11 protein-coding genes are annotated in these 15,980 nt (G+C 57.8%); 8 read left to right on the forward strand and 3 right to left on the reverse strand.

The features are described from left to right. Positions 1 to 265 precede the first annotated feature (265 nt). Together WBR25_RS13680 and nagE are read right to left on the reverse strand one after the other, a co-directional pair. Positions 266 to 2,929, reverse strand: coding sequence for a beta-N-acetylhexosaminidase (locus tag WBR25_RS13680; RefSeq protein ID WP_479748270.1), 2,664 nt, complete (start codon positions 2,927 to 2,929; stop codon positions 266 to 268). Between the two features lie 121 nt (positions 2,930 to 3,050). Next, positions 3,051 to 4,529 carry an N-acetylglucosamine-specific PTS transporter subunit IIBC gene (nagE, locus tag WBR25_RS13685; protein ID WP_021231106.1) on the reverse strand — a complete coding sequence of 493 codons (1,479 nt, stop codon included), beginning with the start codon at positions 4,527 to 4,529 and terminating at the stop codon, positions 3,051 to 3,053. Positions 4,530 to 4,802: 273 nt separating this feature from the next. On the opposite strand from nagE, the gene nagB reads away from it, so the two are divergent. Genes nagB through nagC form a run of 3 tightly spaced genes read left to right on the forward strand, consistent with a single transcriptional unit; the run spans position 4,803 to position 7,977 of the window. After that, positions 4,803 to 5,603, forward strand: a complete 801-nt coding sequence (gene nagB / locus WBR25_RS13690; protein WP_005334308.1) for a glucosamine-6-phosphate deaminase — start codon at positions 4,803 to 4,805, stop codon at positions 5,601 to 5,603. Between the two features lie 9 nt (positions 5,604 to 5,612). Then, positions 5,613 to 6,758: an N-acetylglucosamine-6-phosphate deacetylase gene (nagA, locus tag WBR25_RS13695; protein ID WP_100654103.1), complete on the forward strand. Its 1,146-nt coding sequence runs from the start codon at positions 5,613 to 5,615 to the stop codon at positions 6,756 to 6,758. A gap of 4 nt (positions 6,759 to 6,762) precedes the next feature. Beyond that, positions 6,763 to 7,977 carry a DNA-binding transcriptional regulator NagC gene (nagC, locus tag WBR25_RS13700; protein ID WP_005334312.1) on the forward strand — a complete coding sequence of 405 codons (1,215 nt, stop codon included), beginning with the start codon at positions 6,763 to 6,765 and terminating at the stop codon, positions 7,975 to 7,977. Between the two features lie 71 nt (positions 7,978 to 8,048). Here the strand turns inward: nagC and WBR25_RS13705 are convergent, their stop codons facing one another. Further along, the gene (locus WBR25_RS13705; protein WP_479748273.1) at positions 8,049 to 9,665 is read right to left on the reverse strand and encodes a phosphoethanolamine transferase; all 1,617 of its coding nucleotides are present in this window, start codon (positions 9,663 to 9,665) and stop codon (positions 8,049 to 8,051) included. Between the two features lie 230 nt (positions 9,666 to 9,895). On the opposite strand from WBR25_RS13705, the gene WBR25_RS13710 reads away from it, so the two are divergent. The 5 genes from WBR25_RS13710 to WBR25_RS13730 all read left to right on the forward strand — a co-directional run bounded on the left by WBR25_RS13710 (position 9,896) and on the right by WBR25_RS13730 (position 15,980). Further along, positions 9,896 to 11,131 carry a cyclic di-GMP phosphodiesterase gene (locus tag WBR25_RS13710; RefSeq protein ID WP_042080247.1) on the forward strand — a complete coding sequence of 412 codons (1,236 nt, stop codon included), beginning with the start codon at positions 9,896 to 9,898 and terminating at the stop codon, positions 11,129 to 11,131. Between the two features lie 353 nt (positions 11,132 to 11,484). Next, entirely contained in the window at positions 11,485 to 13,155 is a 1,671-nt protein-coding gene (locus tag WBR25_RS13715) for a LytS/YhcK type 5TM receptor domain-containing protein (RefSeq protein ID WP_479748276.1), read from the forward strand. Further along, on the forward strand, positions 13,152 to 13,856 hold the full coding sequence (btsR, locus tag WBR25_RS13720; RefSeq protein ID WP_005350523.1) for a two-component system response regulator BtsR: 705 nt from the start codon (positions 13,152 to 13,154) through the stop codon (positions 13,854 to 13,856). The genes WBR25_RS13715 and btsR overlap by 4 nt, the downstream gene beginning before the upstream one ends. A gap of 140 nt (positions 13,857 to 13,996) precedes the next feature. Next, entirely contained in the window at positions 13,997 to 15,418 is a 1,422-nt protein-coding gene (locus tag WBR25_RS13725) for a carbon starvation CstA family protein (RefSeq protein ID WP_005350521.1), read from the forward strand. A gap of 223 nt (positions 15,419 to 15,641) precedes the next feature. After that, positions 15,642 to 15,980, forward strand: coding sequence for a DUF3302 domain-containing protein (locus WBR25_RS13730; protein ID WP_201945529.1), 339 nt, complete (start codon positions 15,642 to 15,644; stop codon positions 15,978 to 15,980).

Here is a 15,980-nt window from a genome sequence, read left to right on the forward strand (position 1 = left end):
GGGCGCTGTCTCAACCTGAATTTGGCACTTCCGGGCCATTTCCCGGCCATTGCACCGCTAAAAACGGCGTGGCTTGGCACATTGCACACCAAATGCATAAAAAAGCCCCGCACTAGGCGGGGCTGAAAGTGATGAAAAACACAAAACAGACAATTACACACAACAAAGGCTCACACGCACAGTCAACCTTTCCCAAACCCGATGCGCCATCGCCCTTGGGAAAGGCGGGTCTTGCGACCCACCTCATGTTAACGGTTGACTGCTATCAGTTCAGTTCGGTGACGCGGCTGGTGCGCTTGCCATCGAAGCTGATGGTACGCAGGTAGACCTTGCCATTCACGTTCGGCTTGGCCGCTGCGTCATAGGCACTCCAGTTGGTACCGTCCAGGCTGTACTGGATGGGCAGACCCGGCAGATCCACGTTCGCTTCCAGCACACCGTTCACTACCTTGGCACCCGGTACGGAGAGGCGGTATTCAACACCGGCCTGATCCAGTTTCGGCAGCACGCGCTGACCCAGTACGTTAGCAAACTGGTTCCACTCTTTGTTGAGGGTGGCCTTGTTGACGAACTTGGTCTCGCCGGAGAACTCACGACCCTTCACATAGTTCAGCTCGAAGCCACCTTTGTGCCAGGCACGCTCGGCCACGGAGAAGATACGCGGGTAGACCATGTACTCGTACTGAGCATCGGTACGCACGGTTTCACTCCACTGCTGACCGGAGATCCCCTTGAACTTGACCGGACCCTGGTCACCCTTGGCCACGAAGGCGTTGCCGTCGCGGTCAACCGAGGTCTCGGCGTTCTGCGGCAGGTTTTCCGGGGCGAAGGCAAATACCTTGCGTGTGTCGTTGAAACGGGTTGCCCAGTAGTAGCCACGCTCGGCCGGGTGTACTTCGTTCGGGAAGTCGAAGTAGAGGTAATCCGGGTTGGACAGCACCACTTGGTAACCCTTGTGCGCCCACTTCATCGCTTCGTTGAAGCCACCCCAGTAGAGGGTTTCCCAGAAGTTGACACGGGTGTTGTCGGTGGCGAAGTCCTTGGCACCGCTGGCGTACTTCAGACCGTCTTCCCAGGCCTGCAGGGTAGAGAAGCCGCGGTCTTTGACCATCTGGCCCACTTCCTTGGCGAAGTAAACCGGCAGCTCGCCCACTTCCTTGATCTTGCCTTCGTCGATCATCTTCTGGCACATCGGGGACTTGCCAAACGGCTTGTCCTGCTTGCTGGAGTCGACGTTGCCTTTCCAGGCGACCAGCTCTTCTTTCTTGGTGACGGCCGGATCCTGATAGCCACCGCCCTGCATGATGTTCTTCGCCTCATCACCACCGTAGTGCCATGCGGTCAGCGGCTGACCGGCGGCCTGGTGCATCTGGGCAACTTCATCCATTACCTTGGCCACGAAGGTGGCAGCACCCGGCTGGCAAGGGTTGATGAAGGACATCTTGTCGTAGAACTGGACCGAGGTGACGTTGGAGGTGTCAGCCGGATCAGTCAGACGGAACTGGTTGGCTTCCGCTTCTTTGCCTTCCGCCATCAGACGCTTGTAGCGCGCTTCCATGGAGACCACGGCAGCACGGGCGTGAGCCGGCATGTTGATCTCGGGGATCACGGTCACACCGCGGGCCTTGGCATAACGCACCAGATCCACGTAGTCAGACTTGCTGTAGAAACCGGAACCCTGGTTGTCGCTGGTCGGGCCGGAACCCAGTTGCGGCATCAGGCACTTGGTTTCGGACTCGTCGTGGCAACGCTGGCTACCGACCTGGGTCAGCTCCGGCAGACCCGGGATCTCCAGACGCCAGCCTTCATCGTTGGTCAGGCCAAGGTGCAGCACGTTGAGCTTCATGGCAGACATCTGGTCAACCAGCTTCTTCATGGTATCCAGACTGCGGAAGTGACGGGCCACGTCGGTCTGCATGCCACGGTATTCAAAGCGCGGCGCATCCTCGACGGTCATCGGGCTCACCAGCTTGTCATCAACACCCAGCAGGGAGATCAGGGATTGTGCACCCCAGAATGCCCCGTCGATGTCGCGACCCTGGATCACGGTGCCCTTCTGACCGATGGTCATGTCATAGCCTTCAGCCTGCTTGAGCTTGCTGCCGAGCTTGATGGTCACCGGGTAGCCGGTGTCGGAGAGGGTAACACCCAGCTTGGTCAGTTGAGCCTTCAGGGCCTCGGCGCGATCGCTCGGCAAGTCCAGGGCATTGAGCTTGATGGTAGAGAAGTCGATTTGCGGACCAGCTTTGACTACCTGCTTCATCGGGGTCGGCAGGATCTGGTTGTCAATCTTGCCAGCCGGCAGCAGGGTGCTGGTCTGGTTGGCCGTGAAACGGGTCTCGCTGTTCATCAGGATGTTCTTGTCATCCTTGGTACGCTTCCAGCCATCAGCCGGCATCGGCTTCTCGTAGGTGCTGGCATCATTGATGTTGCTCATGCTGGCCAGTACTTTCGGCTCGGCACCTTCGCTGGCGACATACCAGTTCGGCATGATGTCAGATTCGAACAGTACCCAGTATTCCACCACCAGCGGCACTTCGACAGTGGCATCCTTGGCAAAGCCCTGGAACTTCTCGGTTGGCGTCAAACGATAGAGATCGCCGGTCAGGTGAGTGATGGTGAACTGGTCGTTATCCACACGCTGGATACGACGGATGGAGGAGACGTAGATGCTCCAGTCTTTGGAGGTCACGTCCGCACCGGTATTGGTCAGGTGCAGCTTGGCAACGCCACAGCTTGCCCACTCGGAACCGAGCGCCTGGCAATCGAGGCCGGCACCGGCACCGTCGTTGGTGACCACTTCATACTTGACCACCAGGTTGTTGGCGAGGGAGTCGACCACGGCCTGCTTGGCGGCATCGGCTGCCTGGACCTGGCTGACAAAAACGGTAGACATGGCAATGGCTAACAGAGAATGTTTCAAGTTCATAACTGCTGCTCTCATTTGAAGTAAAGGTTGGATTTTCTTGGCTTTTTTATATGGGGCCCCTGAGCGGGGCCCTTAGTTATGTCAACAATGGACTTAGACTTGAGGTGAGCGAGTCGCTCGATTAACGCAGGGCTTTCATCTCACCGGCGATGATTTCGGCCAATGGGCCCAGAATCACCTGCAGGTTCTGCTCACCGAGTTTGACCACACCGGCCGCACCCAAGGCTTTCAGCTTGCGCTCATCGACGATGCTGCGGTCTTTCAGAGTCAGACGCAGACGGGTGATGCAGGCATCGATGGAGACCAGGTTCTCTTGACCACCCAGCACTTCCAGGTATTGCTTGGCCAGCTCGGTACGGTTGGTAGATTGAGCGGCAGCCGGAGCAGTATCTTCGTCATCTTCACGACCCGGGGTTTTCAGGTTCAGCTTGGCAATCACTACGCGGAACACGGTGTAGTAGAGGCCGAAGAAGACCAGACCCTGAGGGATCAGCATGTACCAGTTGGTCGCCAGCGGGTTACGGCTGGAGAGCACCATATCCACCAGACCGGCACTGAAACCGAAACCGGCCATCCACTGCATGGAGGCAGCGATGAACACGGAGATACCGGTCAGTACAGCGTGGATGACATACAGTACCGGCGCCACGAACATGAAGGAGAACTCGAGCGGCTCGGTTACACCGGTGAAGAAGGAGGCAAAGGCAGCTGCGATCATGATGGAGGCAACTTTCTCTTTGTTCTCTTTCTTGGCGGAGTGGTAGATGGCCAGAGCGGCACCCGGCAGACCGAACATCATGATGGGGAAGAAGCCAGCCTGGTACATACCAACCACGCCTTTCACCTGCTCCAGGCTCTTGCCAGCGGCCAGAGCGGCATCGATGGTAGCCTGACCACCCAGGAAGTTCGGGATGTCGTTGATACCGGCCACGTTGAACCAGAACACAGAGTTCAGGGCGTGGTGCAGACCGATCGGGATCAGCAGACGGTTGAAGAAGGCGTAGATACCGGCACCGGTAGAGCCAAGGCTCACGATGGACTCACCGAAGGAGACCAGACCACCGTAGATTGCCGGCCATACGGCCATCAGGATGAAAGATACGACGATCATCACCACGGAGGTTACGATCGGTACCAGACGACGACCGGAGAAGAAGGAGAGTGCCTTGTGCAGCTCGACGCTGCTGAAGCGGTTGTACAGCTCAGCGGCGATAACACCACACAGGATACCCACGAACTGGTTGCTGATCTTGGCAAACGCGGCAGGAACCTGCTCCACCGGGATGCTCTTGATCTGGGCCACAGCGCCCGGGCTCAGCAGGGTGGTAACGACCAGGAAGCCGACCAGACCTGCCAGCGCAGCAGAACCGTCTTTATCCTTGGACATACCGTAAGCGACACCGACTGCGAACAGTACGGACATGTTATCGATAATGGCTGCGCCCGCTTTAATCAGGAAGGCAGCCAGCGCACTGTCACCACCCCAACCATTCGGGTCAATCCAGTAGCCAACCCCCATCAGGATCGCGGCGGCAGGCAATACCGCTACCGGCACCATCAGGGCACGGCCGATCTTTTGCAAATAACCGAGAATGTTCACGGTTCCTCTCCTTAGTTAATGTTTTTCTAGAAATTAAGTGCTTATCACGTTTGACGCATAAGCCATCAAGGCTTGATTGGCAGTCTAGGGCTTTTATTTCGCTGCGCAAATTAATAAACCGATAATCGTGATCGTTATCACCCAAACAAGATAAAGGTGGTGGATAGATGTGGCTTAGTTCGCAATCTTTATTTACGCTATAAAACAACTTGAATCCGTCTTAGCCAATTGCCACCGCCAAACCGGTCGCAACCCGACACAGAGGTATCCCATATGCGCCTGATCCCGTTGAAATCTGCCAGCCAAGTAGGCCTGTGGTCTGCTCGTTACATCGTTGACCGCATCAACGCGTTCAAGCCGACCAGCGATCGCCCTTTCGTACTGGGCCTGCCCACCGGTGGCACCCCGCTCAACACCTACAAGCGCCTGATCGAGTTGCACAAAGCCGGTGAAGTGAGCTTCCAGAACGTGGTCACCTTCAACATGGACGAGTACGTCGGCCTGCCGGAAGATCACCCGGAGAGCTACCACAGCTTCATGCACAACAACTTCTTCAGCCACATCGACATTCGTCCCGAAAACATCAACATCCTCAACGGCAATGCCGAGGATCTGGTGGCCGAGTGCAAGCGCTACGAAGACAAAATCAAGTCCTACGGCAAGATCCACCTGTTCATGGGGGGCGTGGGTAACGACGGCCACATCGCGTTCAACGAACCGGCCTCCTCCCTCTCCTCCCGCACCCGGGTCAAGACCCTGACCGAAGACACCCGCATCGCCAACTCCCGCTTCTTCGGTGGCGACATGGAGCAGGTGCCCAAGCTGGCCCTGACCGTGGGTGTCGGCACCCTGATGGATGCGGAAGAGATCATGATCCTGGTCACCGGTCACGGCAAGGCACTGGCCCTGCAGGCCGCCGTGGAAGGCAGCGTCAACCACATGTGGACCATCTCCACCCTGCAACTGCATCCGAAGGGAATGATGGTGTGCGACGAGCCCTCTACCATGGAGCTCAAGGTCAAGACCGTTCGCTACTTCCAGCAACTGGAAGCCGCCAACATCGGCCGTCTGTAAGGAGTCGTCATGTACGCATTGACCAACTGCACCCTCTACACCGGCAGCTGCGTGCTGACCGGCTACGGGGTGCTTATCGAGGGCGACAAGATTGTCGCCATCTCTCACCTGGCCGAACTGCCTGCGGGCATCGAGCAGATTGACCTCAAAGGCGCCAACCTGACCGCCGGTTTTATCGACGTGCAGCTCAACGGCTGTGGCGGGGTGATGTTCAACACCGACATCACCACCGAAACCCTGGCGACCATGCAGGCGGCTAACCTCAAATCCGGAACCACCAGCTTCCTGCCGACCCTGATCACCAGTCCGGATGCCGACATGAAGCAGGCCGTTGCGGTGACCCGTGACTACATGGCTGTACACCCCAACGAGGTGCTGGGCGTCCATCTGGAAGGGCCTTACACCAACCTCAAGCGCAAGGGGATCCACCCTGCCGCGCAAATTCGCCAGCCAGCGGACGAGATGATCGACTTCTTCTGCGCCAACGCGGATGCCATCACCAAAATCACCCTGGCTCCGGAGCGCAACGAGCCGGCCCATATCCGCCGTCTGGTGGAAGCGGGCATTCTGGTCTCGGCCGGTCACACTGCCGCCAGTTACGATCAGGCGATGGCCGGGTTCGATAACGGTATTCGCTTTGCGACCCACCTCTACAACGCCATGACTCCGACCCTCAACGGTCGCGAGCCGGGCGTCGTGGGCGCCATCTACGATCGCAAAGATGTCTACGCGGGCATCATCGTCGATGGCCACCATGTGCACTGGGCCAACGTGCGTCTGGCTCACAAGGCGCTGGGGGAGCGACTGGTGCTGGTCACCGATGCCACCGCGGCAGCCGGAGCGCCGGAAGGCTTTGAGAAATTTGATTTTTGTGGCACCACCGTCTTTTTACGCGATGGTCAGTGTGTCGACGAGAATGGTACACTCGGCGGTTCCTCCCTCACCATGATTGAGGGGGTGGAAAATCTGGTCAAGCAGGTCGGATTACCGCTCGATGAAGCACTGAGAATGGCCAGCCTCTACCCCGCTCGCGCCATTGGATGGGACTCACGTCTCGGTAGTATCCAGGTCGGTAAAGTAGCCAACCTCACTGTCTTCGATCAGGACTTCACGGTCCGTGGGACCGTGGTTAACGGACACTACACACAACAGTGACATCATGACTGGCGGACAAATAGCAAACGTAGATCTTATCAAGCAGGTCAACAGTGCAGCCGTGTATCGGCTCATCGACCTGCAAGGCCCCATCTCCCGGGTCAAGATTGCCGAGTTGAGTCAGCTGGCCCCGGCCAGCGTGACCAAAATAACCCGGCAACTGATCGAGCATGGCCTGATCAAGGAGACCTCTCCGCAAGCCTCAACCGGCGGGCGGCGTGCCATCTCCCTGACCACCATCAAACATCGCTTTCAGTTTGTCTCTGCCAAGCTGGGCCGCGGCTACCTGCAACTGAGTCTCTATGACCTCGATGGCAAGGAGCTCGACCAGCACGTCATTCAGGTGACCGAGATCGACCAGCAACCCGTGGTCGACATGCTGCTGCGAGAGATTGGCGCCTTTATCGATGCCAACCGCGAACGTTGTCGCAACCTCATCAGCATCGCGCTGACCATGCCGGGTCTGGTCAACCCGGAATCCGGCATGGTCATCTACACCCCCAAGTACCAGATCCGTAATCTGGGGTTGGCGAAGCTGCTTGAGAACCACTTCAACCTCCCCTGCTACGTGGGAAACGACACCCGCTCGCTGGCGCTGGCCGAACACTTCTTCGGCGAGTCCCGCGACTGCATGGACTCCATTCTGGTGAGTGTTCACCAGGGGACGGGCTCCGGGATCATCACCAAGGGTCAGGTGTTCCTCGGCCAGAACCGCAACGTCGGCGAGATCGGCCATATTCAGGTCGAGCCACTCGGCAAGCGCTGCCACTGTGGCAACTTCGGCTGCCTCGAGACCATCGCCTCCAACGAAGCGATCATCGACAAGGTGAAGGAGCTCATCAGCCGCGGTCACCAGAGTGCACTGCAAGAGAAGCACATCACCATTCAGGAGGTGTGCAAGGCGGCGCTGGCAGGTGATGAGCTGGCCCGCAGCGTCATCGAGAACGTGGGTGAGCATCTGGGACGGGCGGTGGCCATCACGGTCAACCTGTTCAACCCGCAGAAGGTGCTGATCGCCGGTGAAATCACCGCCGCCGAAGAGATCCTCTTCCCGGCCATTCGTCGCTGCGTCGAGCATCAATCCCTGCCGAGCTTCCACCGTGGTCTGCCCATCGTGAAAGCCCGCTTCCAGAACCAGCCGACCTATGGCGGCTTTGCACTGGTCAAGCGCGCCCTGCTGGAGGGAGATCTGCTGCAGATCATCATGGAGCAGAAGTAAGACACTGATCTTGCGAGTTAACAAAACGGCAGCCACTGGCTGCCGTTTTCTATTGTGTGCTTGCTGGCGGTTTAACCTGCCCGACATGGCTTGAACAGATCCAGCTTGTTGTCGTAAACACGGGTCTGCACATCCATGATCCCCAGCATGGAGTGGAACAGGTTATCGTGGGAGAAGCGCTGACTGCTCGCCTCCGCCGCCAGGCAACCCATATCCAGCTGGCGATCAGCCTGTAACTGAGGCGAGAACCAGGTCAGCAGCGGCACCCGGGTCTGATCATCCGGCGCAAACTTGTAGGGCGTGCCGTGCAGATAGAGCCCCATGGCCCCGAGGGATTCGCCGTGATCGGAGAGATAGACCAGTCCCACATCGTACTGGCTCTCCAACGACTTGAGCTTGTCTATCAGCAGCCCCACCACCTTGTCGGTGTAGCGGATGGTGTTGTCATAGGTGTTGACCAGCTCTTCGTTACTGCAGTTTTCAATGTCGCTGCGCGGGCAGTCCGGCATAAAGACGCGCTCGCTGGCAGGGTAACGACGGAAATAGGTCGGGCCATGGCTGCCCATCAGGTGAAAGGCCACCAGCTTGTTGCCCTTCATGCCGGCAATCTGCTGATCTAGCCCCTCCAGCAGCACCTCGTCATAGCAAGACTCCCCCTGACAGAGCGCAGGATAGGATTTGGGAAGGATCTCGATGGTCGGCACATTGCGGCACACCCCTTTGCAGCCGCCATCGTTCTCTTTCCACAATACCGAGACTCCGGCATGTTGCAGCACATCGAGCAGGCCGTCACGGGAGCTGGCAAGCTGGTCATCGTAGCCACGGCGCGTGAGGTTGGAGAACATGCAGGGCACCGAAACGGCGGTTGCTGTACCGCAGGAGCGCACATCCCTGAACGACACCACTCCCTGCTCTTTTGCCGTAAAGCTGTTGGTCGCCTTGCCATACCCGTTAAGGGAGTAGTTCTGGCTGCGCGCCGTCTCCCCCACCACCAGGAACATCAAAGTCGGCTTGCTTCCCCGGGCCACCACCCTGGCATCGGTCCCCAACTGCTGGTAAGGGATCGGCGTGGCAAACAGCACATCCCGCCCATATTTGTAGAGGCCGTGCACATAGTTGGCAGGCACAATCTCTTTGGCCAGCGACTTGTTGTTGCGCCCGACCGAGGCGTAATCCTGATAGTAAAGTGACGCGACGCCCCCGATAAACAGCAGAGAGATAGCCAGTGCACCAGCCCGCAACGCCAACCCCTGATACCAGCGAGCCGGATAGCGGATCCGCAGTGACCAGAGCACCAGAACAGGCAGCAGCCCGGTCAGCAGAAACCAGAGCGCAACCGAGCCATTCAAATAGGCCCCCGCCTCACCACTGTTGGTCTCCACTATGTTCTGGATCATGCCTGCATCAAAGATGACGCCGTATTTGAGCATGGCGTAGCTGACGATGGAGCCAGTCAGAATGAGCACGGTAAAAAAGGGCTTGAGCACAAACCGGAACGTGAAGGGAATAAACACGGCATTGAGCGCCGCGATCAGCACCAGCGGGATCGAGATGGCAAATCCGGCTTTGACATGAGTCAGGGCGCTAAGCACCGTATAGAAATGCAAAAAGACTGGCCAGTTCAGTACCAGGGCGAAAAAGAGCACCAGCAAAAGGTTGGTCTGTAATACACCGAGAGTTACACGCATAAACAACTCCTACATACCGGCCTGCAGCGCAGCGGGCCGGCCAAGCCAACAAAAACGACGGGGCCAGCGTAGGAAGTAAAACTTAAGCGCGAATTAAGAGGAGAAGCACGGCGCTCGTGCGCCCCATCACAGCACGGGGCGCTCCGTGGCCCCGAAATGGATTTTTAGTTGTCTATCCATCGGATTTTGCTAGCTTGTTGAGTAGGCATTCATGAAATGCAGGTTAACCGATGGCACTGATCCAAGCCTCGATAGAGCAATTGAGAGTAGGCCACTATATCCATCTCCCCACGGGATGGACTAACCACCCGTTTATGTTCAATACCTTCAAGATCAAGGATCAGCAGCAACTCGACATTCTCCGTCATCTTGATCTCACCCTGTTGATGGTCGACCCCGACAAGAGCGATCTGCCCATCGAGCCGCTGCTGCGCGGCGATATCCCGGATGCCGGGCCTGATCTTGATGAGCTGGAAGAGCTGATTGCCTCGGGCCCGCCCCCCTTTGACGAGAAAGCCTTTCGCCGCTCCATGCGCGCCGCTGACAAAGCCTTTGGCCAATCCATGAGCGAGCTGCGCGATGCACTCGGGGCGCTGAACCTCAAACCGGATGAGGGGCTGGCCAATACCGCCCAGATCGTCCGCAATGCCGCCTTCACCCTCAGTCAGCATGAAGGACCTCTCGGGCTCCACCTAATTCGCAGCCCCCACACCGATATCCTGTTGCAGCACAGCCTCAACGTCGCCTTTATCGCCATGCTGATGGCCCGCGAACTCGGCATGAACCCAATCGAGATTGAGGAGACGGGACTTGCGGGACTTATCCACGACATCGGCGAACTGAAAATCCCGAGCCAGATCACCCAAAAACGGGGGGATCTCAACAAGGCCGAGCAGAACTTCCTCAATATGCATCCCCAGTACGGATTTGACATGCTGACCCAGCTCAACGCCTTTGAACCGAAAATCCGTCAGGTCGCCCATCTGCACCACGAGCGGCTAGACGGCAGCGGTTATCCGCTCGGGATCAAGGGCGGGGAGATCCCGCCGCTGGCGCGATTGATCGGACTGGTCGACTTCTACGACGAGCTGCTCCATCCCCGCAACAGCGGCAACCCGGCGGCGCCGAGTCAGGCCATCAGCCAGCTCTACAAGTTATCCCAGAAAAAGTTCGACCAGAATCTGGTCAAGTTGCTGGTCAAGGTGCTGGGGGTCTATCCGCCGGGTTCACTGGTGAAACTCTCCGACGAGAGCATCGCGCTGGTGCTCTCTACCGAACCCACCATGCCTCTCAAGCCGAAGATCCTGCCCTATATCAAGGCCCAGCGGCCGGAAGCCGTCGCCATGATCGATCTGCGAGAAGATGAACGCACCATCACTGCTTTTATCAAACAGGAAGAGCTGGATGAGGGACAACGGCAGTTCTTCAACCTGACCCGCCGCTTCTGCTACTACTTTGCATTCTGAGTTATCCCCAGAAGCTGGGGATAACTCATTGGACAAACCGGAATAATTGCTCAAACCCCCATCAGAAGGTTGCCAACTGACCATGTATAAAAAACGCCCAGCCAAGGGGCCGGGCGGAGCATGCCACCTCCGTGTGGCGTATCCAGCGGATACATTCATGCTCCATCCATCAATATCAACCCGCTGCCGCTTACACAAATATCAATTTAACATGCTGATTTAATATGGTTTTATCAACTTGTTCTGGCAAACTGGCGGCCCGTTGCGCCCAGTTGGGCCAACAGAACAAGATCCTGATCACACTTATTCACGGGCTGAACATTTTTTCAGCTGGCTTATGAGGAGTGTTTTTTATGCAGTTGGTCCTCTCCTTGCTGCAACAGATGAGCGTCAGCCTGGTGATCGCCTATCTCTTCTCGAAAAGCCCGCTGCTGCGCCCGCTTGCCAACTATTCAGTGAGACTACCTCACAAGATACTGATATACATCATCTTTTCTAGCTTTTGTATCCTCGGCACCTATGTGGGCCTCGATATCGACGATGCCATCGCCAACACCCGGGCGGTCGGCGCCGTCTTGGGGGGATTATTGGGGGGACCGCTGGTGGGCTTTCTGGTGGGGCTGACCGGCGGCCTGCACCGCTATACGCTAGGGGGATTTACCGATCTCGCCTGCGCCATCTCCACCACCTGTGAAGGGCTGCTCGGGGGCATTGTGCACTGGCGACTGATGCGCTCGGGGCGAACGGATGCCCTGTTTGAACCACGCATCGCCTTCTTTACCACCCTCTATGCCGAGATCATGCAGATGGTGATCATCCTGCTGGTGGCGACCCCGTTCGACAAATCCCTGCTGCTGGTGCGCACCATCGCCACCCCGATGATTCTGGCCAACTCCTGCGGCGCGGCGCTCTTTATCAGCATGATCCGCGACCAGCAGCGGATGTATGAGAAGTTCTCCCGGGTCTTCTCCGCCAAGGCGCTCAATATCGCCAACCGCACCGTGGGGATCATGAGTCAGGGCTTTACCCCACAGGCGAGCAACAAGATTGCCCGCATCATTCAGGAGGAGACCGGCGTGGGGGCGGTCGCCATCACGGACACCGAGCAGATCCTCGCCTTTATCGGCGCCGGCGAAGATCACCATCTGCCGGGTACCCCCATCGCGTCAGCCATCACCATGCAGGCCATCGCCCAGAACAAGGTGCTGTTTGCCGATGGCAACAGCCAGCCCTATCGCTGCAGCCTCTCCCCCGCATGCCAGCTGGGTTCGGTACTGGTGATCCCGCTGCAGGGGGACAAGGGAGTGATCGGCACCATCAAGCTCTACGAGCCGAAGAAGCGGCTGTTTCTCAAGATCAACCACACCCTGGGGGAAGGGATTGCCAATCTGCTGTCACAGCAGTTGCTGGCCGGTCGGCTGGAGCAGCATCAGCGGCTGCTGGTGCAGTCCGAGTTGAAACTTATCCAGGCCCAGATCAACCCCCACTTTCTGTTCAACACCCTCAACACCATTAGTGCCATCACCCGGCGTGATCCGGACAAGGCGCGAGATCTTCTGCTGCATCTTTCGCTGTTCTTTCGCAAAAATCTCAAACGCCAGAGCGGCCTTGCGACCCTGCAGGAGGAGCAGGAGCACTGCCAATCCTATCTGGAGATCGAGCTGGCCCGCTTTGGCGATCGGCTGACGGTGATAAACGAGATCCCGCCCCATCTGGCCACACTGCGACTGCCCAGCTTCACCCTGCAACCGCTGATCGAGAATGCCATCAAGCACGGCATCTCGACCCTGCTGGAGCAAGGGCGCATTCGCCTTTATACCGATGAGCATCCCACCAGCGTCACCATCCATGTGGAAGATAATGCAGGCACCTGGCAAGCGCACCCCGCTGGCGACGGCCTGGGCATGACCATTGTCGATCGGCGACTGAAAAGCGCCTTTGGCGAGCGCTATGGCGTGACTATTGCCTGCGAGCCTGAGCAGTGGACCCGGGTCTCGTTCACCATCCCCAAGGAGCAACCATGATCCGCACCCTGATTGTCGATGACGAACACTACGCCCGCGAAGAGCTGAGGCAGCAGCTGGCCTGCGATCCTGCCATCGAGATCGTGGGGGAAGCGGCCAACGCCATCGAGGCGCTGCCGCTTATTCAGCGCCTCAAGCCTGATGTGGTGTTCCTCGATATCCAGATGCCCAAGCTGAGCGGCATGGAGCTGGTCGCCATGCTCGACCCCCTGCCCCGCATCGTCTTTGTCACCGCTTTTGACGAATATGCCATCCAGGCATTTGAAGAGAACGCCTTCGACTACCTGCTAAAACCGGTGGAGCCCGCCCGGCTCGCCAAGACCCTCGCTCGCCTCAAGCAGGATATCTCCCCGCAGCCCATCGAGCGGCTGGCCCCGACTATCGAACATATTCCGGGCTATCTGCACAATCGGGTCAGGCTGCTGCCCATCGCGCAGGTGGAGTATGCCTTCTCCGATCTGGGCGGGGTCCATGTGGCCTGTCAGGGCGAGCTGTTCCACACCCAGCTCACCCTCAAATCCCTGGAAGAAAAGAGCCCGCTGCTGCGCTGTCACCGCCAGTATCTGGTCTCCCCCAACGCCATCTTCGAGATCCGGCTGCTGGATAACCAGCTGGCAGAGATTGTCACCCCGAGCGGCGCCCGGGTGCCGGTCAGTCGTCGCTATCTCAAGGAGCTTAAAGATCAGCTGGGGCTGGACTGAGCCGCGGAGTGTGCGCCTGATCACAGCCGCCGACCGCTCGGCGCGCCAAAGCGCCGTTCGGGGAGTTTCACCTGCCAGTCAGGCGCAACCGTTTTAGACTCGCTCTGCACACTAAAAAATAACAATGCAGGAGCGTAGCAATGATCTGGTTCTTCCTCTGTGTCGGCTTACTTGTGGCCGGCTACTTCATATACGGCAAATTCATCGAACGGATATTCAGCCCGAAACCCGAGCTAAAAACCCCCGCCATCACCATGGCTGACGGGGTGGACTATGTCCCGATGTCGGACAAGAAAGTCTATCTGGTTCAACTGCTCAACATCGCAGGCGTTGGCCCCATCTTCGGCCCCATTCTGGGTGCCCTCTATGGCCCGGTCGCCATGCTGTGGATCGTCTTTGGCTGCATCTTCGCCGGTGCGGTACATGACTACTTCTCCGGCATGCTGTCGGTACGCGCCAAGGGGGCCTCGGTGCCAACCGTGGTCGGTGAGCATCTGGGCACCGCCGCCAAGCACTTCATGAACCTGTTTGCTGTGGTACTGCTGATGCTGGTGGGCGTGGTATTCGTGCTGAGCCCGGCAGGGCTGCTCGCCAACCTCACCTCCACCGATCTGGTCTACTGGATCGTGGCAATTTTTGCCTACTACATCCTCGCGACCATAGTCCCCATCGACAAGATCATCGGCCGCTTCTACCCCATCTTCGGGGCCCTGCTGGTCTTCATGTCGGTCGGCCTCATCGTTGGCCTGATCGCCTCCGGCAAAGGCTTCTACAACACCGGGATGGACTTCTCCAACCTGCACCCGACCGAACTGCCGCTGTGGCCGCTGCTCTTCATCACCATCGCCTGTGGCGCGGTATCGGGCTTCCACGCCACCCAGTCACCGCTGATGGCGCGCTGCATGCAGAACGAAAAATCCGGCCGCTTCATCTTCTACGGTGCAATGATCGGTGAAGGGATCATCGCCCTTATCTGGTGCACCCTGGGTCTCTCCTTCTACGACAGCACCGAAGCGCTCAACGCCACCATGGCCAACGGCGGCCCGGCAGCCGTGGTACACGAAGTCTCCACCAGCCTGCTCGGCACAGTCGGCGGCATTCTGGCCATCCTCGGCGTGGTGATCCTGCCCATCACCTCCGGTGACACCGCGTTTCGCAGTGCTCGCCTGATCGTGGCGGACTTCCTGAAGATGACCCAGAAACCGCTGGCCAAGCGTCTGCTGATCGCCATCCCCATGTTTATCCTTGGTTTCATCATCTCCAAGGCTGAGTTCGGGGTGATCTGGCGCTACTTCGGCTGGGCCAACCAGACCACCGCCGTCATCATGCTGTGGGCCGCTGCCGCCTACCTCATTAAAGAGGGCAAGCTGCACTGGATCTGCACCATTCCCGCCATGTTCATGACTGCTGTCGTGATTACCTATCTGGCCAACGCCCCCATCGGGTTCGGGCTGGAGATGGGGACCTCCACCATCATCGGCTTGACTGCAACGGCTGCCATTACCGTGGCCTTCCTGATGAAGTTCCGCCAGCCGCTGGTCAGCAGTACCAGCGAAGGGTAAAAACAGCAAAAAATGCAGCGAAAGCAGCACAAAAAAGGCGCCTGATGGCGCCTTTTTTAATGACAAAAAGACTAATAATGCAACTATTGAACGGCTTCAGCTTCAATACAGCGAATAGCTTTAAGATTCCGGGCGAACTGACGATAAATGTGTGATTCTTAATTGCTTTAGTGCTTGTTGGAACCAATGATTAAGCTGTGCGTCATGCCAGTGGAGGTTATAAATGGCCCTTGATTATTTTGCACTTGGTCTGCTCGTCTTTGTCGGGCTGGTCATTTTTTATGGAGTCATCGTTATCCACGATATTCCTTACGAGATTGCCAAACATCGGAATCACCCTCATCAGGATGCCATTCACGTGGCAGGTTGGGTCAGCCTGTTTACCCTGCATGTGCTGTGGCCCTTCCTCTGGATCTGGGCAACCATCTATCGCCCCGATCGCGGCTGGGGCTTTAGCCAGCGCCTGCAAAAAGATGAAGAGGAGCTGGCGGCCCTCAAGCAGGAGTTGGCGGATCTCAAGAGCCGTATCAACACTATCGAAGAGAGTGAGCAACAGGGATAA

The organism is Aeromonas sp. MTB (assembly GCF_056632455.1).